The organism is Streptomyces sp. NPDC002701 (genome assembly GCF_042889045.1).
GTDB lineage: Bacteria > Actinomycetota > Actinomycetes > Streptomycetales > Streptomycetaceae > Streptomyces.
This window is the reverse complement of record NZ_JBIAQL010000038.1, coordinates 14,209-35,887: the sequence shown is the minus strand read 5'-3', so window position 1 is coordinate 35,887 and position 21,679 is coordinate 14,209. Positions and strand designations below refer to the sequence as shown.

The 21,679-nt window shown below is 69.3% G+C and carries 21 protein-coding genes and 1 rRNA gene; 12 read left to right on the top strand and 10 right to left on the bottom strand.

What is annotated here, in order from left to right; genetic code table 11:
* A 5S ribosomal RNA gene (gene rrf, locus ACFYXC_RS39685) occupies window positions 1-93 on the top strand; the annotation flags it as partial.
* Between the two features lie 86 nt (window positions 94-179).
* A complete protein-coding gene (locus ACFYXC_RS39680) occupies window positions 180-746 on the top strand; it encodes a GNAT family N-acetyltransferase (RefSeq protein ID WP_389557733.1) in 567 nt (188 codons plus the stop codon).
* Between the two features lie 12 nt (window positions 747-758).
* Here the strand turns inward: ACFYXC_RS39680 and ACFYXC_RS39675 are convergent, their stop codons facing one another.
* The 6 genes from ACFYXC_RS39675 to ACFYXC_RS39650 form a co-directional block, all read right to left on the bottom strand.
* Complete coding sequence (locus ACFYXC_RS39675; protein WP_389557731.1) at window positions 759-2,360, bottom strand: type VI secretion protein; 1,602 nt, start codon at window positions 2,358-2,360, stop codon at window positions 759-761.
* 14 nt (window positions 2,361-2,374) lie between these two features.
* Window positions 2,375-3,799: an ATP-binding protein gene (locus ACFYXC_RS39670; RefSeq protein ID WP_388922816.1), complete on the bottom strand. Its 1,425-nt coding sequence runs from the start codon at window positions 3,797-3,799 to the stop codon at window positions 2,375-2,377.
* A gap of 6 nt (window positions 3,800-3,805) precedes the next feature.
* Window positions 3,806-5,347, bottom strand: a complete 1,542-nt coding sequence (locus ACFYXC_RS39665; RefSeq protein WP_388923053.1) for an SCO6880 family protein — start codon at window positions 5,345-5,347, stop codon at window positions 3,806-3,808.
* 23 nt (window positions 5,348-5,370) lie between these two features.
* Entirely contained in the window at window positions 5,371-6,693 is a 1,323-nt protein-coding gene (locus ACFYXC_RS39660; protein ID WP_389557729.1) for a hypothetical protein, read from the bottom strand.
* Entirely contained in the window at window positions 6,683-7,522 is an 840-nt protein-coding gene (locus tag ACFYXC_RS39655; protein ID WP_389557727.1) for a hypothetical protein, read from the bottom strand. The genes ACFYXC_RS39660 and ACFYXC_RS39655 overlap by 11 nt, the downstream gene beginning before the upstream one ends.
* A 192-nt stretch (window positions 7,523-7,714) precedes the next feature.
* Entirely contained in the window at window positions 7,715-8,023 is a 309-nt protein-coding gene (locus ACFYXC_RS39650) for a hypothetical protein (RefSeq protein ID WP_055507678.1), read from the bottom strand.
* Between the two features lie 621 nt (window positions 8,024-8,644).
* On the opposite strand from ACFYXC_RS39650, the gene ACFYXC_RS39645 reads away from it, so the two are divergent.
* The 3 genes from ACFYXC_RS39645 (at window position 8,645) to ACFYXC_RS39635 (ending at window position 10,238) form a co-directional block, all read left to right on the top strand.
* Complete coding sequence (locus tag ACFYXC_RS39645; protein ID WP_389557725.1) at window positions 8,645-9,052, top strand: ArsR/SmtB family transcription factor; 408 nt, start codon at window positions 8,645-8,647, stop codon at window positions 9,050-9,052.
* A 36-nt stretch (window positions 9,053-9,088) separates the two neighbouring features.
* Window positions 9,089-9,727 (top strand): SRPBCC domain-containing protein, encoded by a 639-nt coding sequence (locus ACFYXC_RS39640; RefSeq protein WP_389557723.1) that lies wholly within the window; start codon window positions 9,089-9,091, stop codon window positions 9,725-9,727.
* Between the two features lie 118 nt (window positions 9,728-9,845).
* A complete protein-coding gene (locus tag ACFYXC_RS39635; RefSeq protein ID WP_389557721.1) occupies window positions 9,846-10,238 on the top strand; it encodes a DoxX family protein in 393 nt (130 codons plus the stop codon).
* Window positions 10,239-10,306: 68 nt separating this feature from the next.
* On the opposite strand, the gene ACFYXC_RS39630 is transcribed toward ACFYXC_RS39635, so the two are convergent.
* Entirely contained in the window at window positions 10,307-10,615 is a 309-nt protein-coding gene (locus ACFYXC_RS39630) for a DUF397 domain-containing protein (RefSeq protein WP_389557719.1), read from the bottom strand.
* 125 nt (window positions 10,616-10,740) lie between these two features.
* On the opposite strand from ACFYXC_RS39630, the gene ACFYXC_RS39625 reads away from it, so the two are divergent.
* Window positions 10,741-11,748 (top strand): NlpC/P60 family protein, encoded by a 1,008-nt coding sequence (locus tag ACFYXC_RS39625; protein ID WP_388922836.1) that lies wholly within the window; start codon window positions 10,741-10,743, stop codon window positions 11,746-11,748.
* A 180-nt stretch (window positions 11,749-11,928) separates the two neighbouring features.
* Window positions 11,929-12,627, top strand: coding sequence for a phosphatase PAP2 family protein (locus ACFYXC_RS39620; protein ID WP_389557716.1), 699 nt, complete (start codon window positions 11,929-11,931; stop codon window positions 12,625-12,627).
* 267 nt (window positions 12,628-12,894) lie between these two features.
* Here ACFYXC_RS39620 and ACFYXC_RS39615 read toward each other — a convergent pair whose 3' ends face one another.
* Window positions 12,895-14,478 carry an FAD-binding oxidoreductase gene (locus tag ACFYXC_RS39615; RefSeq protein WP_389557714.1) on the bottom strand — a complete coding sequence of 528 codons (1,584 nt, stop codon included), beginning with the start codon at window positions 14,476-14,478 and terminating at the stop codon, window positions 12,895-12,897.
* A 412-nt stretch (window positions 14,479-14,890) separates the two neighbouring features.
* Here ACFYXC_RS39615 and pstS point away from each other — a divergent pair, with 412 nt between their 5' ends.
* The 4 genes from pstS (at window position 14,891) to pstB (ending at window position 19,018) form a co-directional block, all read left to right on the top strand.
* Window positions 14,891-16,018 (top strand): phosphate ABC transporter substrate-binding protein PstS, encoded by a 1,128-nt coding sequence (pstS, locus tag ACFYXC_RS39610; RefSeq protein WP_388922845.1) that lies wholly within the window; start codon window positions 14,891-14,893, stop codon window positions 16,016-16,018.
* A 107-nt stretch (window positions 16,019-16,125) separates the two neighbouring features.
* A complete protein-coding gene (gene pstC / locus ACFYXC_RS39605) occupies window positions 16,126-17,133 on the top strand; it encodes a phosphate ABC transporter permease subunit PstC (RefSeq protein WP_389557712.1) in 1,008 nt (335 codons plus the stop codon).
* The gene (gene pstA, locus ACFYXC_RS39600; RefSeq protein WP_388922851.1) at window positions 17,130-18,191 is read left to right on the top strand and encodes a phosphate ABC transporter permease PstA; all 1,062 of its coding nucleotides are present in this window, start codon (window positions 17,130-17,132) and stop codon (window positions 18,189-18,191) included. Before pstC ends, pstA begins: the two co-directional genes overlap by 4 nt.
* A gap of 50 nt (window positions 18,192-18,241) precedes the next feature.
* Window positions 18,242-19,018, top strand: coding sequence for a phosphate ABC transporter ATP-binding protein PstB (pstB, locus tag ACFYXC_RS39595; protein WP_388922854.1), 777 nt, complete (start codon window positions 18,242-18,244; stop codon window positions 19,016-19,018).
* Between the two features lie 297 nt (window positions 19,019-19,315).
* On the opposite strand, the gene ACFYXC_RS39590 is transcribed toward pstB, so the two are convergent.
* Window positions 19,316-20,314, bottom strand: coding sequence for an anion permease (locus ACFYXC_RS39590; RefSeq protein ID WP_389557709.1), 999 nt, complete (start codon window positions 20,312-20,314; stop codon window positions 19,316-19,318).
* Window positions 20,315-20,321: 7 nt separating this feature from the next.
* Window positions 20,322-20,942, bottom strand: a complete 621-nt coding sequence (locus tag ACFYXC_RS39585; protein ID WP_107015224.1) for a DUF47 domain-containing protein — start codon at window positions 20,940-20,942, stop codon at window positions 20,322-20,324.
* 203 nt (window positions 20,943-21,145) lie between these two features.
* On the opposite strand from ACFYXC_RS39585, the gene ACFYXC_RS39580 reads away from it, so the two are divergent.
* Entirely contained in the window at window positions 21,146-21,529 is a 384-nt protein-coding gene (locus tag ACFYXC_RS39580) for a metal-sensitive transcriptional regulator (protein WP_388922862.1), read from the top strand.
* The last annotated feature ends 150 nt before the right edge of the window (window positions 21,530-21,679 follow it).

Genomic DNA, 21,679 nt, shown 5'->3' with positions numbered 1-21,679 from the left:
ACGCCCGGTTACATTCCGAACCCGGAAGCTAAGCCTTACAGCGCCGATGGTACTGCAGGGGGGACCCTGTGGGAGAGTAGGACGCCGCCGAACAAATTGTATGAGAAAGCCCCCGCACTTCGGTGCGGGGGCTTTTTTGTGTTGGCCGCGGTTCTTGTCCCGGTATTACGGTGACGTCCATGAGCCCTGAACACGTCATCCGCTCGATACGCGCCGACGACTGGCCCGCGGCCAAGGAAATCCGGCTTGCCTCGCTGCGGGACCCCGTGGCCCACATAGCCTTCATGGACACCTACGAGAACGCTGCCGGTCAGCCCGACGCCTTCTGGCAGGGACGGACGGCCGACGCTGCCGAAGACGTGGTCGAGCGGCAGCAGATCGTGGCCGAGGAACCCGGTGGGCGATGGGTCGGTTCCGTGACCGTGCTGGTCGAGGAGGCCGGGGCCCCCGGGGCGCTCGGGGACGTCAGCGACGTACGGCAGGGGCATCTCGTGGCGGTGTACGTGCGGCCCGAGGCGCGGGGGCAAGGGGTGACCGAGCGGCTGTTCTCGCACGCCCTGCGCTGGGCGTGGGAGGTCGCCGGCGTGGAGCGGGTGCGGCTGTTCGTGGACGAGCGGAACGGGCGGGCCGAAGCCTTCTACCGGAAGTTCGGGTTCGTACCCACCGGGAAGACCGTTCCCGCGCCCGGGGATTCGGGTGCGCGGGAGCTGGAGTTCGTGATCGAACGGACCCAGGTCGCGAACTAGGCAGGCCGCGAACTAGACCGGGAGTTCGTGGTCGGGCCAGCGGGTGCGGGCCTGTTCGCGGGAGCGGAGGAGGGCCAGGGTGGGGAGCCCTCTGTCCGTGCCCGTACCCCCGCCGGCGACGAGCAGCTCCGGGAGTTGGGGGAGCGGGGCCACCGCGGCGACATCGTCCAGGACGAGGGCGAGTGGTGGGTCGAGGCGACCGGAGGATGACCGTTCGGCCATGCGCCGGCCGCGCTCGACCACGCTGGAGGCGAGGGCCGTCAGGAGCGGCATGGCGCCGGGGTTCGACCTCGGGTCCTCGATGGGTTCACCCACCACATAAAGCGTGCCCCCTTCGTCGACGAAGGAATCCAAGGTGAGTGTGTCGGTTCGGTTGGGAGTGCAGGCTTCGCGGACGTTGACCGTGAAGAGGGCGGACAGGGCACGGGCCGTCAACTCCTGCGCGATGTCCCGGCGTTCCGGGTGCGCGGTGAGGGCGGCTTCGAGTTCGCCCGCGGAGCCGGCGGCGGCCTTCGGGTTCGTACGGAGGATGCGTACGGCTTCCTGGACCTGGGCGCCCTGGGCCCAGCGGTGGACGTGGCGGATGGTGCGGCCGTCCACGGCGGCGGCGTGCAGATAGCTGCGGAGGAGCGTCTCGGCGGTGTCGGCGACCGCCTGGTCCATCCTGGCGGTGGGGCGGACCGGGGCGAGGAGCGCCGCCGCGCGGGCCTTGGCGGTCTCCTTGGCCTCGCAGCCGGCGGAGGGGGACCAGTGGAGGCGGGCCGGGGTGTCGCAGAGGTGGGAGGGGTCGTAGAGGAGGACGGGGCCCAGTTTCGCCCGGGCGTCCTTCGTGCTCGACCAGAGGGCGGGGTCGGAGGTGATGACGAGGGCGGGGCCGTCCGCGTCCCGGATGGCCTGGACGGCGAGGGGATGGCGGGTCTCGGGCGGTCCCAGGACCACGGGGCCCCGCGGGGCCGGCACGGCGTTCTCCCACCCGGCCGCCGGTTCTCCGGTCACGGCTGGGACCGGCTGCGGCACCGCCGCCCGGGACGGGGTGGCCGCCGGGTGCTCCTTCGGCGCGTACTCCACCGGCGGCAGCGGCGCCGTGACGTGCTCGGCCGGTGGGTGGGCCGCCGTCGGGACGGTCGGGGCCGTCGGGTGCGTCACCTCCGGCCGGTCCGCCGCGCGGCCACGGGAAGCCTCGTGCGTCCCGTCCTCGGCCGGGAGGTGCGGTTCCGCTGTGGCGAGCGCCCTGCGTCTCGCTCTCTGCGCCCGCCACCTCGCGATCGTGCCCAGCACGAACACCGTGAGGACGATCAGCACCATCACCTGTCCGATGAACAGGCCCCAGAAGAGCCCGTACCCGGAGAGCTGGTCGGCCGGGGTGTCGGGCCAGGCGCCCGGCAGGTCGTCCGGAGCCCCGACGAGGTGGCGCAGGGCCTGGGGCGTACGGCGGAAGGTGACCCCGGCGGGCCATGAGCCGTGGGAGAAGAGACCGGCCAGGCCGGTCGTCGTCCACACCAGGACGGTCGTGCCGAGCACCAGGGCCAGGACGCCGAGCAGCAGACCGTCGGGAATGCCCCCTTGGCCGCCCCGGTGGTGATTGTGGTGGCGGATGCGCTCGTCCGGTCTCATCTCGGGTCGCTCCTCTACGCCACGGTGGACTCGGACGAATCGTCGACGTCGTTCAGGTGCTGTTCCATGAAGGCGGCGGCCCGCTCCTCGGCCTCCAGTTCGGCGGCGCGCAGGGCGTCGTCGGCGAGGTGGTCGGCGGACGACTCCGTCATGGCGCGGTCGGTGAAGACGAGGGGCCGCTCGGTCTCGGTGATCAGGTGTTTGACCACCTGGACGTTGCCGTTGACGTCCCAGACGGCGATACCCGGGGTGAGGGAGGGGATGATCTCCACCGCCCACCGGGGCAGGCCGAGGACCCGGCCCGTCATTCTGGCCTCGTCGGCCTTCTGTGCGTAGATCGTCCTCGTCGAGGCCATCTTGAGGATCGCCGCGGCCTCCTTCGCGGCGGCGCCGTCCACGACGTCGGACAGGTGGTGGACCACCGCCACGAACGACAGGCCGAGTCGGCGCCCGAACTTCAGCAGGCGCTGGAAGAGCTGGGCCACGAACGGGCTGTTGATGATGTGCCACGCCTCCTCGACGAGGAAGATGCGCTTCTTCCGGTCGGGGCGGATCCAGGTGTGCTCCAGCCACACGCCGACGATCGCCATGAGGATCGGCATGGCGATGGAGTTGCGGTCGATGTGGGACAGGTCGAAGACGATGAGCGGGGCGTCGAGGTCGATGCCGACGGTCGTCGGGCCGTCGAACATGCCGCGCAGGTCACCGTCGACGAGGCGGTCGATGACCAGGGCGACGTCCAGGCCCCAGGCCCGTACGTCGTCTATGGCGACGTTCATCGCCTCCGCCGACTCCGGTTCGGGGTGGCGGAGCTGTTCGACGATGTCGGTGAGGACGGGCTGGCGGTCGACGATCGTCTCGTTGACGTACGCGTGGGCGACCTTCAGCGCGAAGCCGGAGCGCTCGTCCAGGCCGTGGCCCATCGCGACCTCGATGATGGTCCGGAGCAGCGCGAGCTGGCCGGTCGTCGTGATCGCCGGGTCGAGCGGGTTGAGGCGGATGCCCATGTCCAGGGCGGCGGTCGGGTCGAGGCGGATGGGGGTGAGCCCCAGCTCCTCGGCGATGAGGTTCCATTCGCCGACCCCGTCCTCGCCCTGTGCGTCCAGGACGACGACCTGGCGGTCCTTGAACCGCAACTGCCGCAGGACGTACGTCTTCTCGAGGGCCGACTTGCCGTTGCCGGACTCGCCGAGGACCAGCCAGTGCGGTGCCGGGAGCTGCTGTCCGTACAGCTGGAAGGGGTCGTAGATGTAGCCCTTCCCGGAGTAGACCTCGCGGCCGATGATGACGCCTGAGTCGCCGAGGCCGGGAGCCGCGGTCGGCAGGTAGACGGCCTGGGCCTGGCCGGTGGAGGTGCGCACCGGCGGCCGGGTCGTCTCCACCTTGCCGAAGAGGAAGGACGTGAAGCCCTCCGTGAGGGCGGACAGCGGATCCCGCATAGAGTCCTACCTCCGGATGCCGGTCGCGAACGGGAGTGTGTTGACGAAGGCACGGTGGTGCTCGCGGTCGCACCATTCCAGCTTCAGGTACGACTTTCCGGCCGAGGCCCTGATCGTCCGCTTGTCGCGGGCGAGCGCCTCCGGGTTGCGGGACGAGACGGTGATGTAGCCGACGAGGTTGACGCCGGCGGCTCCGCTGGCGAGGTCCTGGCCGCGCTGGTCGACGCGGTTGTGCGAGGCGACGTCGCGCGGGTCGACGGTGCGGTTCATCTTGGCCTGCCGGCTCGCCTCGGCCTCGTCGTTGGTCTTCTCGGTCAGCATCCGCTCGATGGCGACCTCGGTGGGTTCGAGGTCCATGGTGACGGCGACCGTGCGGATCACGTCGGGGGTGTGGACGAGCAGCGGGGCGAGGAAGTTGACGCCCACCGGGGTCATCGGCCACTCCTTCACCCAGGCCGTGGCGTGGCACCAGGGGGCGCGGGTGGAGGACTCGCGGGTCTTGGCCTGGAGGTAGGTGGGCTCCATGGCGTCGAGCTCGGCCGGCCAGGCGTTGCGCTTGGTCATGGCCTGGATGTGGTCGATGGGGTGGTCCGGGTCGTACATCGAGTGCACGAGGGACGAGAGTCTGCCCTGGCCGAGTGGCTGGCGCACCCGGATGTCGGCCTCCTGGAGGCGGGAGCAGATGTCGGTGAGCTCGCGGGCCATGACGACGGCGAGACCGGCGTCCTTGTCGAGCTTCTTGCCGCCCTTGGGGCGGGCGGCGCGGGCCATCGCCTGGCCCTCGGCGGCGAGTTCGCGGGAGTAGTGCATGCAGGCGACGAGATAGGCGCGGTGCTGCTCGCTGCTCGTCGACACCATGGACTGGAGCTGCTCGTACGACTGCTGGAGCCAGCCGGGTGCGCGCTCGTCGCCGCGCTGCGAGACGTCCTTGGCGTGGGCGTCCGGGTCGGCGGGGAGCGTACGGGCGAGCATCTGGATGCGGGTGACGAAGCCGTCGCCGTTGGCGACGTGCTTGAGGAGGGTGCCGAAGCGGTCGACGAGGGCTTCCTGGTCCTCGCTGTCGCGCAGGCCGACGCCCGGGCCCTCGATCTCGATGGCGGCGGTGACGGTCTTGCGGTCGGCGTGCAGCAGCACGGCGATCTCGTCCGGTCCGAACGGCGCCGCGAGCCAGCTGATGCGGCCGATGCCCGGGGGCGGGCCGACCTCGACCTCGCGGCCGTCGATACGGGTGCCGGACTCCATGACGTTGCTGCGGTAGGCGGTGCCGCGGCGCAGGCTGCGCTTGTAACTGCGGTTGATCTCGAACCACTTGTAGAAGGTCCGCCGCTTGTACGGGACGTAGACGGCGGCCAGCGCGAGCAGCGGGAAGCCCATGAGCAGCACGATGCGCAGGGAGAGCACGGGGACGATCAGGCCGCACATCATGCCGAGGAACGCGCCCGCGATGATCAGCCCGATCTCGCCGGACTCGCGGTTGCGGCCGACGATCGCGCTCGGCCGGGCGCGGCCGATCAGATATGTACGGCGGGGCGTGACCGGATGGGACACATGAGACGCATGGGATTCAGTCGTCAACGCCCTTCACCTCCCGTGCGGTTGTTGCTGCTGGTGCGGTTGTTCCCGGCGTGTGGGGTGTTCACCGGGCTGGAGCGGGGCGGGGGTGCGGCGGGGACGGATCCGCCGCCGCCCGGGGAACCGGAGCCGCGGGAGCTGTGGGCCGCGACGCCGCCGGAGACGGGGTTCGAGGGGCGGGAGCCGCTGTTGCCGCCTCCGCCGCCGTTGTTGTCGGCCCGGGTGCTGTGGGTCTTGATGCCCTGGGCGACGAGGGTGGCGGGGGAGCTGATGGCGGCCGCGGCCTTGCCCTCGGCGCCCTGCATGATGCGGTTGTTGCGGCTGTTGGCGATCTCGTCGCCGAAGCCGGGTACGAAGCGGTAGATCATCGCGCTGGCGAAGATGGCGAGCAGGATGATCGCGAGGCCGGAGACGACGGCGGAGAAGGCGTCGGGGCCGTCCTCCGCGGACAGGGCTCCCGCGAGGCCCAGCACGATCACGATGACCGGTTTGACGAGGATGACGGCGATCATGATGCCCGCCCAGCGGCGGACGTGGCCCCAGAGGTTCTTGTCGACGAGGCCGGCGTAGACGACGGTGCCGAGGAGCGCGCCCACGTAGAGGAGGGCGGCGCGGATCACCAGTTCCAGCCAGAGGATGCCCGCGGCGAGGATCGACACGAGGGAGACCACGATCAGCATGATCGGGCCGCCGCCGATGTCGGTGCCCTTGTTCAGGGCGCCGGAGAAGTTGCCGAAGAAGGTGTCGGTCTGGTTGCCGGTCGTCTTGGCGAGGACCTCGGCGATGCCGTCGGTCGCCGACACGACGGTGTAGAGGATGAGCGGGGTGAAGGCCGACGCGAGCACGGTCAGCCAGAGGAAGCCGATGGCTTCGCCGATGGCGGTGCTGAGGGGGACGCCCCGCACCGCCCTCTTGGTGACCGCGAGCAGCCACAGGAGGAGGGTGAGGATGGTCGACGCGGCGAAGACCACGGCGTACTGCTGGAGGAACGTGCTGTTCGTGAAGTCGACCGTCGCCGTGTCCTGAACCGCGTCACTGAGCTTGTCTATGGTCCAGGACGCGGCTTTCGCACATCCCTTGGCGAGGGAGGCGAGGGGGTCGAGGGCGGCGGTGGGGTCTTCTACGGAGGGGCCGTTGCGGCTGCTGCTGCCTCGCTCGCAGTAGTCCTTGGCGGGGCCGACGATCAGGTCGCAGTTGTCGTCCGACGGCGAAGGGGTCGGCGTCGGTGCTGCGGCCGCGCGGGTCGCGAGCATGACGAGAGCGGTCTGTACGACTGCGACGGCGGCGGTGACCTCGAGTACGCGGCGCGGGCTACCGGGCATAGGTGAAGCCTCCGTACTCTTCGACGGCCTTCGCGATCTCGTCGGACGGCGAGACCGTGTTGTCACCGTTCACCGGCGCCGGTCCATCCTTCTGGGAGAAGCTGTCGACCTTCCAGTCACCCTCGGCCCACCGCAGCTGCAGCGTCATGGTGAACCAGTCGTTGCTGACCGGGTTCTTCGAGTCGTCACCGGCCGTGCCGAAGACGCCTGTGCACCAGACCTCGACGGTCGCCGCGCTGTCCGAGTAGTCCGTGACCTTGGTTCCGACCGGCATGGTGCGTGAGACATAGGTCTGTCCGGCCGCCGCGTTGCCGTTCTCGTCCAGGCCGACGTTGCTCAGGAACTCCTCGGAGTACGCCTTGTCCAGTTTGTCCTTCAGCGCGGCCACCTTGTCGGTGACGAACACCTGCTGGACGATCTCCCCCCGCCGGGTGGGCTTGAGGATGTCGGCCGAGACGAGGACGACCGCGTAGTTCGACGCCGCGCTCTGCGCTCCCTGCTCGGTCTGGGGGAAGCCCGACGGGATTCCGCCCGACTTCGTCTGTACCGGCCGCTCGCCGGAGGCGGCCGTCGAGGCGGCTTCCGGCTTGCTGCCGCCGTCCGCGCCCGCGTCGGAATCGTCGCCGCCGCGGTTCGCGAAGGCGATGGCCGCAATCAGGAGGACCACCACGCCCACCACCGTGACGAGGCTGCGTGACGACGAGCGGCCGCCGCGTCGTGCCCCGCCGTAGACGTCACCGGCGCTGTCGGGGAGGCGCGTGCGCGTCTGGCCGGTACCTCCGTAACCGCCGTCCTCGCCGCGCGCTCCGTGCTCGTCACCGAGACTCATGCCGCGTACGCCCCCTCGACCTCATGCTGAACCGCGATATACGACGGTAGCCCCGCTGATTGGCGCGCGGGCACGGTGTGGTGACTCGACATCAGGGAACGCAACCTCAGCCGGTGGGCACGACGGACGGGTGGGGTGGGGGATGGGAGGGGTGTGCCCGGCCGGGTCCGCGGAGACCGGGCCGGCGACCGTCTACACGGCCATGCCGTACACGATGGTGAAGAGCGTGCCCAGTGAACCGATGATGAAGACTCCGGTGAGACCCGCGATGATCAGACCCTTGCCCTGCTCCGCGCTGAAGGTGTCGCGCAGGGCCGTCGCGCCGATGCGTTGCTTAGCCGCTCCCCAGATCGCGATGCCGAGGCACAGCAGGATGGCGACCGCCATCACGACCTCGATCATGATCCGGGCCTCGTTGCCGAGGGTGCCGAACGGGCCCCAGTCCGGAGCGATCCCGCCGATGATCGTGTTGATGTCGCCCTTTTCGGCTGCGAAAAGCATGTAAGTCACCGCCCCTTGTGGGTTGTTCTGCCTCCTCTGCCACTCTGCGCAGAGGTCACGGCCATTGTCGCTGACAATGACGCTGTCGCATGTCGACTTGGCGTCATTGATTGGCGGGTTTCGTACGAATCCCTTGTCACCGGCGCTCGCGGGACCCCTCCGGGGGCGCGGGTCGGTATCCAGTCAGGCGTATCGTCACTCTGTGTATCACGGCAGGTCACGCCGGGCAATGAAGTGCAAGCGGAACCTGTGGTGTGGTTCCGTCGTTAGCCCCTCTTACGCGACTGCCCCCTGACGGTGGCCGACTCCGCCCGTCCACCGAGCCCGACTCCGTCCCGTGTGCGCCGGTCCGTCGTGCCGATGTTCTCCGGGTCGTGCGTCTCCTGGTGAGTAGACGCCACCCGTTTTGTGCTGGGTGCAGGCTATCCCGCGTGGGGCGTCGGGGTGTGCCGGGGTGGGGGTGCCCAGTGGGCAACGGACGGATCCGCGGGCGCGGTTGGCGGATGCGGCCGGTCACCCGAGTCGGCGGGCGCGCCCGGCAGGCGCGCTTGGCGGGCGCCGCGCAGTGGGATCCTTGAATATCTGCGCGCTTATATAAGCACGTAGTGATACGTTGGTCCTGTGCACGCATTCGACGTACTCGGCGACCCCGTCCGCCGCCGGATCCTCGAGCTGCTCGCCGACGGCGAGATGAGCTCCGGGGCCGTGAGCGAGGTCGTCAGGGAAGAGTTCGGGATATCCCAGCCCGGTGTCTCACAGCACCTCAAGGTCCTGCGGGAGAACGGCTTCGCCACGGTCCGGCCCGAAGGGACCCGGCGGCTCTACGCCGTGAACTCCGACCCCCTGCGTGACATCGACGCATGGCTCGACCGCTTCCGGCGGTTCTGGACGCCCCACCTCGACGCCCTGGCCACCGAACTGGCCCGGGGCAAGCGCGAACGCCGGCTCCGCGAGCGGTCCGGTGACAGTGGCGCCGACGGTGACGGCGTGCGTGGCGACAGGCGTGACGACAACCCCGCACCACCGTGAAGACGGCAACCCCGCACCACCGTGAAGGAGCACCACATGATCGACGTCACTCATCAGATCAACGCCGTACGACGCCAGGTGGGCAGCCGTGTCCTGGAGGCCGGTGAGGCCCACGTGGTGACCCTGGGTCAGACGTACGACGCGGCGGTCGAGGACGTCTGGGAAGCCTGTACCGATCCCGAGAGGATTCCGCGCTGGTTCCTGCCCGTCACGGGCGAGCTGCGCCCCGGCGGTACGTACCAGCTGGAGGGCAACGCGGGCGGCACCGTCGAGCGCTGCGACCCCCCGAAGGGCTTCACCGCGACCTGGGAGTTCGACGGGAACGTCAGCTGGATCGAGCTGCGGCTGACCCCCGCCCCGGACGGCGGTACGCGCTTCGAGCTGGACCACATCGCGCCGGACGACGACGAGAAGTGGGCGCAGTTCGGCCCCGGAGCCGTCGGCATCGGCTGGGACATGGCCCTCATCGGGCTCACCCTGCACCTGTCCTCCGGCGCGGCCGTGGACCCGCAGGGGGCGATGGCCTGGTTCGGCAGCGAGGAGGGGCTCCGGTTCGTCCGTCTCAGCAGCGAGGGGTGGTACGCGGCGAGCGTCGCCGGCGGGGAGGCCGAGGAGGTCGCCCGGGCCAGGGCCGACCGGACGACCGCGGCGTACACGGGGGCGGAGCCCTCCTGACGGCTGCGGCTACTGTCCAGTAACCTCGCAGGGCAGGTCCCGCAGGCCCGCAGGTCCCGTAAACCGCTAGGGCCTCGCAGGCTTCCCAGGCCCTCGTGGGCTTCCCGTAGGAGGAACCGTGTCACGGTCGGAACGTTCACCCCTGTTGCTCGCGGGCCTGTTGGCGTCCGCCGCGGTCGCCCACTTCGCGGCGCCGCGGCAGTTCGACGCGACCGTTCCGCGGGCGCTGCCGGGTGAACCGCGGACCTGGACGTACGCGAGCGGTGTCGTCGAGGCGGCGCTGGCGGTCGGGGTGGCGGTGCCGCGTACGAGGCGAGTGGCCGCGCTGGCCACCGCCGCGTTCTTCGTCGGGGTGTTCCCCGCCAACGTGCAGATGGCCGTGGACTGGCGTCACCGCCCCGCGCCCCAGAAGGCCGCGGCGCTGGCCCGGCTGCCGCTGCAGGTGCCGCTGGTGCTGTGGGCGCGGGGTGTGGCACGGGGTGGCCCCGCGGGGCGGTCCGTCCGGGGATGACCGTCTGACCGTCAAAGGCCGACTGTCCAAGGCTGATCGTCCAGGGCTGACCGTCCAGAGCCGACCGTCTAGAGCTGGCCGCCTTCGAGTCCTGCGACGCCTTCCGCGTCCTCCCCGTCTTCCGCGTCCTCCGGGGGCTTCGGGTTCTCGGCTCCTTCTGGTTCCTCCACGAAGTGGTCGAACTCGCCCGCCTGTACGCCGAGTACGAAGGCGTCCCACTTCTTCCGGGTGGTCGTGACGACGGTCTCGGGGGCGCTGGTCTCGCGGATGTAGACGAGCTCGTCGTCACCGAAGGCGAGCTCGATCCAGGGTCCGGGGCCTTCCGCGTCCTCGGGGGCGGCGCGGGTCCAGTCGAGGTCGGGGGGTACGTCAGCCACTCCGTGTCTCCTTCTTGCGTGCCGCTCTCGGGTGGTGCCATGGGGCCGTGGGCCGGTGGTGATCATTCCGTGCCGGAGGTGTCGGCTCTACACTGACGGTCGGATTACCGTGCGGCGAGGGGCGGTTGACGGTGCGTAAGGGCTGGATCGTGGCGAGCGCCGTCCTGGGGGCGGGGCTCAGCTTCGTCATGGTGCTGGTGGTCGGCGTCTACATGGTCGCCGGGAACCTCGCCAACGGTGTGGGGCAGGGGGCCGTCGGTCTCGCCAAGGGCGCCGTACCCGCGGCGTACCAGTCGCTCGTGCAGAAGTGGGGCAATCTGTGCAGCGCGATCAATCCGGCACTTCTCGCCGCGCAGCTGTATCAGGAGAGCGGATTCAATCCGGGTGCCAGGAGTCCGGCCGCCGCGCAGGGGATAGCGCAATTCATCCCCGGGACATGGGCCACGCACGGAATCGACGGTGACGGTGACGGAGACCGCGACGTATGGGATCCGAATGACGCGATTCCATCGGCCGCGAAGTACGACTGCACGCTCGCGAAGTACGTCAAGGACGCGCCCGGGGATCCGACGGCGAACATGCTCGCCGCGTACAACGCGGGGGCGTACGCCGTCATCAAATACGGGGGCGTTCCGCCGTACAAGGAAACCCAGAACTACGTGAAGACGATCACGACCCTGGAGGAGAGTTTCGCCGCTCCCGTCGGTCGGGTGGAGCCCTCGCAGCAGGCCGCCGGCGCCATCTACTACGCGCAGAAGAAGCTCGGCACGCTCTACCTCTGGGGCGGCAACGGCACCGCTGACCAGGGAGGACGCTTCGACTGCTCGGGGCTGACCAAGGCCGCGTACGAGAGCGTGGGGATCACCCTGCCCCGGGTGGCCAACGACCAGTACAACGCCGGGCCGCATCCCCAGCGGGAGGAGCTGCTCCCCGGGGACCTGGTGTTCTTCTCGGACGACCTCACCAACTCCCGGGCCATCCGTCACGTGGGCCTCTACGTCGGCGGCGGATACATGATCAACGCGCCCCGGCCGGGTGCCGTGATCCGCTTCGACCCCATCGACACACCGGACTACTTCGGGGCGACCCGGGTGACCGAAGATGGCGCGAAAGCATTGCCCACCTCTGTGTGAAACCCTCCCCTGAGCTGCAGCGATGTATCTCTCTTGGATAACGTCTGCGTGATCATTCGGTGGAGGGTGGAACGTATGGAAGGGGAGTGTGCGTTCCTGTTCCTGTAGCCGACGACGGGGGTTGTGGCGCGGCGCATCCGGTGGGTGCGTCGGAGAGAGACGACGAAGGGCCGTTGCACCATGGCTGGACTCGCCGATTCCGGGTCGAACCCAGACGTCGACTTGCTCTATGACATCAATGGTCTCGCCAAAGACGCGCCGCACTGGTTCGACCGCGTCATGGAGTTCGTGGGCGAGTGGGGACTCCTGTTCGTCATGGTGCTGCTGGTGCTCGGGTGCTGGTGGTCCGTGCGGCGGCGGGGTGGCGACGATGCCGCCTCCTCCGTGGCCGCGTTGGTCTGGGCGCCGCTTGCCGCCGGGGTCGCCGTACTCGTGAACGTGCCGATACGGGGCTTTGTGGAGCGGCCTCGGCCCTTTGTGGACCACGAAGGGCTGGAAGTCCTGATCGGCGGCAAGAGTGACTTCTCGTTCGTCAGTGATCACTCCACTCTCATGATGGCCATGGCTGTCGGGCTTTTCGTCGCGAACCGGAAGCTCGGTCTTGTCGGGATAGGGCTTGCGCTGCTCGGTGGGTTCTGCCGGGTCTATATGGGCGTGCACTATCCGACGGACGTCATCGGGGGATTCGCCCTCGGGACCGCGGTCGTTCTGTTGCTTTCGCCGCTTGCCGTGGCTCTGCTGACGCCTGTCGTGACGGCGGTGGAGAGGTCGCGGGTGGGGTGGCTCGTCCGTGCGGGGGGCTCCGCCGGGGGGCGGGGGAAGGTTTTGCCTGGGGCTCGTAGTGAGGTCGAGGCGGAGGAGCGGGATCTTGCCGCGTAGGTAGGTGGCGGTGAGTGGTGCGAGTTGCTTGCGCTCCTGGGGGTGGGCGGGTCGTGGGGCTCTGCGGGCCGTCGTGGCTGGTCGCGCAGTTCCCCGCGCCCCTTAAAAGCAACGGATTGCGCCGTTCCCCGCGCCCCCAAAAGCACAGGACTGCGCCGTTCCCCGCGACCCACAAGACAAGAGACTGCGCCGTTCCCCGCGCCCCTTGAAGGCACAGGATTGCGCCGTTCTCCGCGCCCCTTGATGGTTCCGTGGAGGTCTTGGGGGTCAGAGGGACTGGGGGAAGGTGAAGAAGTTGGTGGGGTCGTGCTTTGTTTTCAGGGATTTCAGGTGGGGGGCCGCCTGGCCGTAGTACGCCTTGCGCCAGTTGTTCAGGGTGGGGTCCGTGTAGTTCTGGTAGGCCGCTCCCGAGGCGTGCGGGCGCATCGCCGTGTGGGTTCCGGTCAGCCAGGCTTCCGATGTCGTGCCGGATGTGCCCGGACGCCAGGCCGCGATGTACTGGGCCAGCATGCGTGAGCGGCGGTGGACGAAGGCCGTCGCCGTGGGGTCCACGCGGTTGACGGCCCCGCCCAGGGCGGTGAGCGCGATGCTTCCCGTACCGCCCCGGACCCCGGAGATGCGGGAGAGCAGGGTCCGTATGCCCGCCGCCGATATCGAACGGTCGAAGAAGTCCGAGCGGGCCGCGTACGTCTCGCGGCCCAGCGCGCCCTGCGCCGAGCGGCCCGGTGTCCCGCCCGGGAGATGGCACTGGGCGTCGGCCGGGAAGCTCGAACAGCCCGCGTACACCTCCATCGACTCCTGGTAGGAACGGCGCTTCAGCAAGACGCTGCGGGCGGACGCGCCGATCCGGTCGGCGAGGCGGTCGACGGCGTTCTGCAGCTCGCCGTACGTACCGAGCGAGAAGGCCGAGACGGAGACCGTGGGGGTGCCGCCGGCCGTGTTCGCCAGATGGACCGAGGACCAGATCTCGTCGGGCTGGTCGGGGCCCCACTCCTGCCAGGCGCTGAGGACCGCGGCCGCCCTCTGCCACGGCCAGGACATGTTCGCCGTGACGCCCTGCGGCGCCGGGTGGGTCGTGAAGCGCAGCTCGGTGACGACCCCGAAGTTGCCGTTGCCCGCGCCGCGCAGCGCCCAGAACAGGTCCTTGTTCTCGGTCGCGCTCGCCGTGAGCTGCTTGCCGTCCGCCGTGATCAGGGTCGCCCGTGTGAGGCTGTCGCACGTCAGGCCGTACGCCCTCGACACCACCCCGTGGCCGCCGCCCAGCGTCAGGCCCGAGATGCCCACGGTGGGGCAGGTGCCCGCCGGGATCGTCACGCCCTTCGCGCTGAGCGCGCGGTAGACGTCGATGAGTCTGGCGCCGGCGCCGATCACGGCCTCGTCGCCAGAGGCGCGTACCCCGGACAGTTTCGACACGTCCACGATCAGCCGGCCGTCCCCGGACGACCAGCCCGCGTACGCGTGGCCGCCGTTGCGGATCGAGACGCGGATGCCGTGGCCGCGGGCGTACGCGAGTGCCGTACGGATGTCGTCGGGGTGGGCGACGTACGCGACCGCCGCCGGTTTCAGGGTGTCGAAGCGGGTGTTGTAGAGCTGGCGGGCCGCCGCCCAGTCGGCGTCGCCCGGGCGGACGAGGGGCCCGTCCAGGTCCTTGGCCAGCGCCTGCCAGTCGGCGGCGGCGGTGCGCTTGGAGGGCGTACCGGGCGTGGCGGTGTTCGTGCCGGTTCCGCCCGGTGCGCCGGATGTGCGTCTCCCGGGGGCCGGCCGCGGGTCGGAGTCTCCGCCGCTGCACGCCGCCGACGCCGCTGTCACAGCGACCGCGGCACCGCCGCCTATGAACGTACGCCGTTGCATGTGTGCCTCCCGTTGCTCCCGTGGAACGAGACGGGGCAACGGTCCGGCGGGTTCCACCGGCGGGGTCCGGCAATCCCGCGCCCCGGGAGCCGGGCGCGGGAGGGAAAGAAATGAGCCGCGCGGCCTTCCGAAGGTGAGCCTTCCGGTAGTCGGAACCTCTACGTGTTCTGTCCGTAAGCGTTCCGTGACCTCACCGCACTGACGGCAGGGGTTCACCCTCCGTTCACTCACGGCCATCGGCGGCTTCACCTGTTCTGCCTAATTTCGGCCTTACCCGGTGAGTGGTGCGGACGAAAGCGAGTACCCATACCGGTCGATGAAGAGTTGTACCCCGCGGCCTCACGCGGATCCGAGGCCGCACCACGACATCGCACGCCGCCACCCAGGCGGCTCCTGGAAGGAACTCCCGAAAGTGAAGCTTCAGCGCAAGAACCGGCTGCGCGCCCTTTCCCTCGGTGCTGTCGCCGTCTCCGGCGCCCTGGCGCTGACGGCGTGCGGCTCCGACGACACCAGCAATGGCGGGAGTGACGGCAGCTCGACCGCGGCCAACAGCTCCATCAAGTGTGACGACGCCAAGGGTCAGCTGCTGGCCAACGGCTCCTCCGCGCAGAAGAACGCGATCGACGCGTGGGTCAAGCAGTTCTCGACCGCCTGCAAGGACGTGCAGATCAACTACAAGTCCGAGGGTTCGGGTGCCGGTGTCACCGCGTTCACCCAGGGCCAGGTCGCCTTCGCCGGTTCGGACTCCGCGCTGAAGCCCGAAGAGGTCACGGCCTCCAAGGAGATCTGCAAGGGCGGCCAGGGCATCGACCTGCCGATGGTCGGCGGCCCGATCGCGGTCGGCTACAACATCCCGGGTGTCGAGGACCTCGTGCTGGACGCGAAGACCCTCGCCGAGATCTTCGACAGCAAGATCACCAACTGGAACGACGCGGCGATCAAGAAGCTGAACCCCGACGCGACGCTGCCCGACCTCAAGATCCAGGCGTTCCACCGCTCGGACGAGTCCGGCACCACGGACAACTTCACCAAGTACCTGATCGCCGCCGCGCCCGACCAGTGGAAGTACGAGGGCGGCAAGGCGTGGCAGGCCAAGGGCGGCCAGTCCGCGGCCGGCTCGTCCGGTGTCGCCCAGCAGGTCAAGCAGACCTCGGGCGCCATCAGCTACATGGAGCTGTCGTACGCCAAGGACGGCATCACCTCGGCCAAGCTGGACACGGGTGCCGCCGAGCCGGTCGAGGCCACCGTCGAGAACGCCACGACGGCCATCGCGGACGCCAAGGTCGTCGGCACGGGCGCGGACCTCGCGCTGGAGCTGAACCGCGCGACCAAGGCCGACGGCGCCTACCCGATCACCCTGGTCACGTACGAGATCGTCTGCGACAAGGGCAACAAGGCGGAGACCCTGCCCGCCACGAAGGCGTTCCTCACCTACATCGCCAGCGAGGAGGGCCAGAAGATCCTCGCCGAGAACGACTACGCCCCGATCCCCGAAGAGATCATCGCCAAGGTCCGTACGACCATCGCGAGCCTGAGCTGACCTGAGCGCGCGGTCCGGCCCCGGCCCGGGGGCCGGACCGCGCGCCGTCCGGTGCACCGCCGCCTGGGGCCGCACACGCAGTCCGGCCCCGCAGACCGGAGAACCTCATGGATATATCCACCAAGAACTCTGACGCGCCTCCCTCCCCCACACCACCTCCCACGGCCGAGCAGAAGCGTGCGGCCCGTGGTGCCACCCGCCCCGGCGACCGGGTCTTCCTCGCCCTGTCCCGCGGCTCGGGCATCTTCCTGCTCGTGATCATGGCCGCCATCGCGGTCTTCCTCACGTACCGCTCCGTACTCGCGATCAGCAAGGACGAGAGCAACTTCCTCACCACCCTCGAGTGGAACCCGACCGCCGCGGAGCCGAGCTTCGGTATCGCGGTCCTGGTCTACGGCACCGTCATCTCGTCGATCATCGCGATGGTCATCGCGGTCCCGATCGCGGTCGGCATCGCCCTGTTCATCACGCACTACGCCCCGCGCAAGCTCGGCGGTCCGATCTCCTACGTGATCGACCTGCTCGCCGCCGTACCGTCCATCGTGTACGGCCTGTGGGGCGCCCTCGTCCTGGCGCCGCAGCTGATCGGTCTCTACGGCTGGCTGGACGACTACTTCGGCTGGACCGGCATCCTGGACTGGCAGGGCGGCGCACCGCGCTCGCTGTTCACCGTGGGCATCCTGCTCGCGATCATGATCCTGCCGATCATCACCAGCGTGAGCCGCGAGGTCTTCCGCCAGGCTCCGCAGATGCACCAGGAAGCCGCACTGGCCCTCGGCGCCACGCGCTGGGAGGTCATCCGCATGTCGGTGCTGCCCTTCGGCCGCTCCGGCGTCATCTCCGCCTCGATGCTCGGCCTCGGGCGGGCGCTCGGCGAGACCATGGCCGTCGCCACGGTCCTGTCCCCGAGCTTCGAGATCAAGGCCAGCCTGCTCGACCCGGGCGGCGGCACCTTCGCCCAGAACATCGCCAGCAAGTTCAGCGAGGCCAGCGAGATGGGCCGTGACGCGCTCATCGCCTCCGGCCTGGTGCTGTTCATCATCACCCTGCTGGTCAACGGCGCGGCCCGCGCGATCATCGCCCGCCGCGCGGAGTACTCGGGGGCCAACGCATGAGCCAGACCATCAACGACCAGCGCCCCAGCTCCATGCAGGGCGCGAGGCTGCCCAAGTGGGCCCCGTTCGCGATCGCCGCGGGCTCGATCGTCCTCGGCCTCGGCATCAGCGCCGCGGCCGGGCTGGACAGCGATGTCCAGTGGGGCCTGATGGCCGCGATCTTCTTCGTGCTCGGCTCGTACGTCATCGCCGCGCGCGTCGAGGGCCGCCGGCAGGCCAAGGACCGGGTCGCGACCAGCCTGGTCTGGGTCGCGTTCCTCCTCGCCGTGATCCCGCTCATCTCCCTCATGTGGGAGACCATCGAGCGCGGTGTGAAGGTCCTCGACGGCTACTTCCTCAGCCACTCGATGGGCCTGGTCACCGACACCGAGCCCGGTGGCGGTATCTACCACGCGATCCTCGGCACGCTGGAGCAGGTCGGCATCGCCACGGTGATCTCGGTGCCGATCGGCATCCTGACCGCGATCTACCTCGTGGAGTACGGGCGCGGCAAGCTCGCCCAGGCCGTCACCTTCTTCGTCGACGTCATGACGGGTATCCCGTCGATCGTCGCGGGTCTGTTCGTCCTCAGCTTCTGGATCCTCATCCTGGACATGGGCCCCTCCGGCTTCGCCGGCTCGATGGCCCTGACCATCCTGATGCTGCCGGTGGTCGTCCGCTCCACCGAGGAGATGCTCAAGCTCGTCCCGAACGAGCTGCGCGAAGCCTCGCTGGCTCTTGGCGTGCCGAAGTGGCGCACCATCATGAAGGTGGTCCTGCCGACGTCCATCGGCGGTATCACGACCGGTGTGATGCTCGCGATCGCCCGCATCACGGGTGAGACCGCTCCGGTGCTGCTGCTGGTGTGGGGCTCGGGCTTCATCAACACGGACCCCTTCGACGGTCCGCAGGCATCGCTCCCCATGTACATCTACCTGCAGTACGCGAACAGCGGCGGCTCCGGCGCGGCGTACGACCGGGCCTGGGCGGCGGCGCTCACGCTGATCGCGTTCGTGATGATCCTGAACCTGGCGGCCCGCGGCATCGCCCGCTGGAAGGCCCCCAAGACCGGTCGCTGACGCGGCCACCCAGCGACCAGTAGTCCTTCTCGAAAGAAGCAGTGATCCCCATGGCCAAGCGAATCGACATCAGCGGCCTCAGCGCCTACTACAGCTCGTTCCGAGCCATCGAGGACATCTCGATGACCGTCGAGCCCCGTTCCGTGACGGCCTTCATCGGCCCCTCCGGCTGCGGCAAGTCCACCTTCCTGCGCACCCTCAACCGGATGCACGAGGTGACACCGGGTGGCCGCGTCGAGGGCAAGGTCATGCTCGACGACGAGAACCTGTACGGCGCCGGGATCGACCCGGTGGCGGTGCGGCGCGAGGTCGGCATGGTCTTCCAGCGTCCGAACCCCTTCCCCACGATGTCGGTGTACGACAACGTGGCGGCGGGTCTGCGGCTGAACGGCAGCTACAAGAAGTCCGAGCTCAACGACATCGTGGAGAAGTCGCTCAAGGGCGCGAACCTCTGGAACGAGGTCAAGGACCGGCTGAACAAGCCGGGTTCCGGTCTGTCCGGTGGTCAGCAGCAGCGTCTGTGCATCGCCCGGGCGATCGCGGTGGAGCCGAAGGTCCTGCTCATGGACGAGCCCTGCTCGGCCCTCGACCCGATCTCGACGCTGGCCATCGAGGACCTGATCGGTGAGCTGAAGGAGCGCTTCACGATCGTCATCGTGACGCACAACATGCAGCAGGCGGCGCGTGTCTCGGACCGTACGGCGTTCTTCAACCTGTCCGCGGTCGGGCAGCCCGGCAAGCTCATCGAGATCGACGACACGGAGCGGATCTTCTCGAACCCGTCCGTGCAGGCCACCGAGGACTACATCTCGGGGCGCTTCGGCTGAGCCGGCACCTCTTCTGAAGACCCCTCGCGGTGCTGCATGGCGGTGCCACCGCGGGGACCAATAGGGCCCGCCCCCCGGTTCGGGGGGCGGGCCCGTTGACTTTGTTCGCCCCCGCCGCCCCTACCCTTCCCGTCCCTTCTGGGGGCTGCGCCCCCAGACCCCCCTGTCGCGCTGCGCGCTCCCGCGCAGTTCCCCGCGCCCCCCCGTGGCGGGGGGGGCGGGGGCCCGGGCCCCCGGGGGTCGGGGGCGGAGCCCCCGAGGTCGGGACGGGAAGGGGCGGCGGGGGCGAAGGCCGTTTTACAGGAGCGCCAGGTTCACGGCGTAGAAGCTGGCCGCGGCCACCAGCCCGGCCGCCGGCATGGTGATGAACCAGCCGAGGACGATGTTCTTGGCCACGCCCCAGCGGACGGCGTTGACACGCTTCGTGGCCCCGACACCCATGATCGCGGACGTGATGACATGCGTCGTGGAGATCGGCGCGTGGAAGATGAACGCGGTGGTGAACATGATCGACGCCCCCGTCGTCTCCGCCGCGAACCCCTGCGGCGGATCCAGCTCGATGATCTTCCGCCCCAGCGTCCGCATGATCCGCCACCCACCGGCGTACGTACCCAGCGACAGCATCACCGCGCACGCGACCTTGACCCAGACCGGAATCGGGTCGCCCGCCTCCTCGACATCCGCGATGACCAGCGCCATCACCACGATGCCCATCGTCTTCTGGGCGTCCTGGAGGCCGTGGCCGAGCGCCATGCCGGCCGCCGACACGGTCTGCGCGATACGGAAGCCGCGCTTGGCCTTGTGCGGGTTGGAGCGGCGGAAGAGCCACATGATCGCGCACATCACCAGGTAGCCGGCGAGCAGGCCGACGACCGGGGAGATGAACATCGGGATGACGACCTTCTCCAGGACGCCGGACCAGATGACATCGATGCCGCCCGCGAGCGCCGCGCCCACCATGCCGCCGAACAACGCGTGCGAGGAGGAGGACGGGAGGCCGAAGTACCAGGTGACGAGGTTCCACACGATGGCGCCCACCAGCGCCGCGAACAGGATCCACATGCCCCGGTTGCCGTGCGGTGTCTCGATGAGACCCTCGCTGACGGTCTTGGCGACCCCGCTGCCCATGAAGGCGCCGGCGAGGTTCATCACCGCGGCCATCGCGAGCGCCGCCCGCGGGGTCAGCGCGCGCGTGGACACGGAGGTGGCGATGGCGTTGGCGGAGTCGTGGAAGCCGTTGGTGTAGGTGAATCCGAGCGCGACACCGATGGTCACGATCAAGGCGAAGGTGTCCATGAAAGGGTCAGGACTCCTTGACCGCGATGGTCTCCACCGTGTTGGCCACGTGCTCGAACGCGTCGGCGGCCTCTTCGAGGACGTCCACGATCTGCTTCAGCTTCAGCACCTCGATGGCCTCGTACTTGCCGTTGAAGAGCATGGCCAGCAGCTTGCGGTGGATCTGGTCGGCCTGGTTCTCCAGGCGGTTGACCTCGATCCAGTACTCGGTGAGGTTGTCCATCGTGCGGAGGTTCGGCATCGCCTCGGCGGTCAGCTCGGCCGCCCGTGCCAGCACCTCGATCTGCTGCTCGACGCCCTTCGGCAGCTCCTCCACGTTGTAGAGGACGACCAGGTCGACGGCCTCCTCCATGAAGTCCATGATGTCGTCGAGGGAAGAGGCGAGGTTGTAGATGTCCTCGCGGTCGAACGGCGTGATGAACGAGGAGTTCAGCTGGTGGAAGATCGCGTGCGTGGCGTCGTCACCGGCGTGTTCCGCGGCCCGCATACGCTCCGCGATCTCGGCTCGACCGGACGAGTCAGCCCCGAGCAGTTCCATCAGGAGCTTGGAGCCCGTGACGATGTTGTCCGCGGATGCGGCGAACATGTCGTAGAAGCTCGTCTCCCTGGGGGTCAGACGAAATCGCACGTGGGGTCCTCGGATTGCTTCGGTGTAGGTCAGGCTGATGCTAGGCGCATCATCCGGCCACGGCTAACCGGCCGCCCCCCAGTGTCGCCCATCGGGCACAGTGATCAGCACGGGGTCCCACGAGGGCTCTGGCCAAGGGCCCTATACCCAGCAAAGTTCGTTACCATATACCCGGTAGGGGTATCAGTCAGCAGGAGGACGCGATGACGACCACCGAGGCCGGCGCCACGGCGCCCTCCGGGGAGACCGCAGGGGATGTCGCGGAGGCCGGTGCCGAGGCGATCGTGACCGACCACGACCGCGGGATCCACGGCTATCACCAACAGAAGGACGAGCACCTCAAGCGGCTGCGGCGGATCGAGGGCCAGGTCCGTGGTCTGCAGCGCATGGTCGACGAGGACGTCTACTGCATCGACATACTCACGCAGGTCTCCGCCTCCACGAAGGCCCTGCAGTCCTTCGCCCTCCAACTGCTGGAGGAGCACCTGCGCCACTGTGTCGCGGACGCCGCCGTCAAGGGCGGGGCGGAGATCGACGCGAAGGTGGAGGAGGCGACGAAGGCGATCGCCCGGCTGCTCCGTACGTAAGCCCTCCGGGGGCGCGGTTCGGAGGGCGTGGTGCTGTGACGCGGGCGCGGGCGCTGGTGTGGTCGGGGGAGGGTGGTGTGGTGGCCGCGGGGCGGTGGGGGTCGGGCGCGCGGTTCCCCGCGCCCCTGCGGGGCGGGGGGAGGGAGCGGG

Bases quoted from the DNA above. Each gene is read 5' to 3' on its own strand.
- ACFYXC_RS39680 (WP_389557733.1), top strand. From the start codon at position 180: ATGAGCCCTGAACACGTCATCCGCTCGATACGCGCCGACGACTGGCCC.
- ACFYXC_RS39675 (WP_389557731.1), bottom strand. From the start codon at position 2,360: ATGAGACCGGACGAGCGCATCCGCCACCACAATCACCACCGGGGCGGC.
- ACFYXC_RS39670 (WP_388922816.1), bottom strand. From the start codon at position 3,799: ATGCGGGATCCGCTGTCCGCCCTCACGGAGGGCTTCACGTCCTTCCTC.
- ACFYXC_RS39660 (WP_389557729.1), bottom strand. From the start codon at position 6,693: ATGCCCGGTAGCCCGCGCCGCGTACTCGAGGTCACCGCCGCCGTCGCA.
- ACFYXC_RS39655 (WP_389557727.1), bottom strand. From the start codon at position 7,522: ATGAGTCTCGGTGACGAGCACGGAGCGCGCGGCGAGGACGGCGGTTAC.
- ACFYXC_RS39650 (WP_055507678.1), bottom strand. From the start codon at position 8,023: ATGCTTTTCGCAGCCGAAAAGGGCGACATCAACACGATCATCGGCGGG.
- ACFYXC_RS39640 (WP_389557723.1), top strand. From the start codon at position 9,089: ATGATCGACGTCACTCATCAGATCAACGCCGTACGACGCCAGGTGGGC.
- ACFYXC_RS39620 (WP_389557716.1), top strand. From the start codon at position 11,929: ATGGCTGGACTCGCCGATTCCGGGTCGAACCCAGACGTCGACTTGCTC.
- ACFYXC_RS39615 (WP_389557714.1), bottom strand. From the start codon at position 14,478: ATGCAACGGCGTACGTTCATAGGCGGCGGTGCCGCGGTCGCTGTGACA.
- pstC (WP_389557712.1), top strand. From the start codon at position 16,126: ATGGATATATCCACCAAGAACTCTGACGCGCCTCCCTCCCCCACACCA.
- pstA (WP_388922851.1), top strand. From the start codon at position 17,130: ATGAGCCAGACCATCAACGACCAGCGCCCCAGCTCCATGCAGGGCGCG.
- pstB (WP_388922854.1), top strand. From the start codon at position 18,242: ATGGCCAAGCGAATCGACATCAGCGGCCTCAGCGCCTACTACAGCTCG.
- ACFYXC_RS39590 (WP_389557709.1), bottom strand. From the start codon at position 20,314: ATGGACACCTTCGCCTTGATCGTGACCATCGGTGTCGCGCTCGGATTC.
- ACFYXC_RS39580 (WP_388922862.1), top strand. From the start codon at position 21,146: ATGACGACCACCGAGGCCGGCGCCACGGCGCCCTCCGGGGAGACCGCA.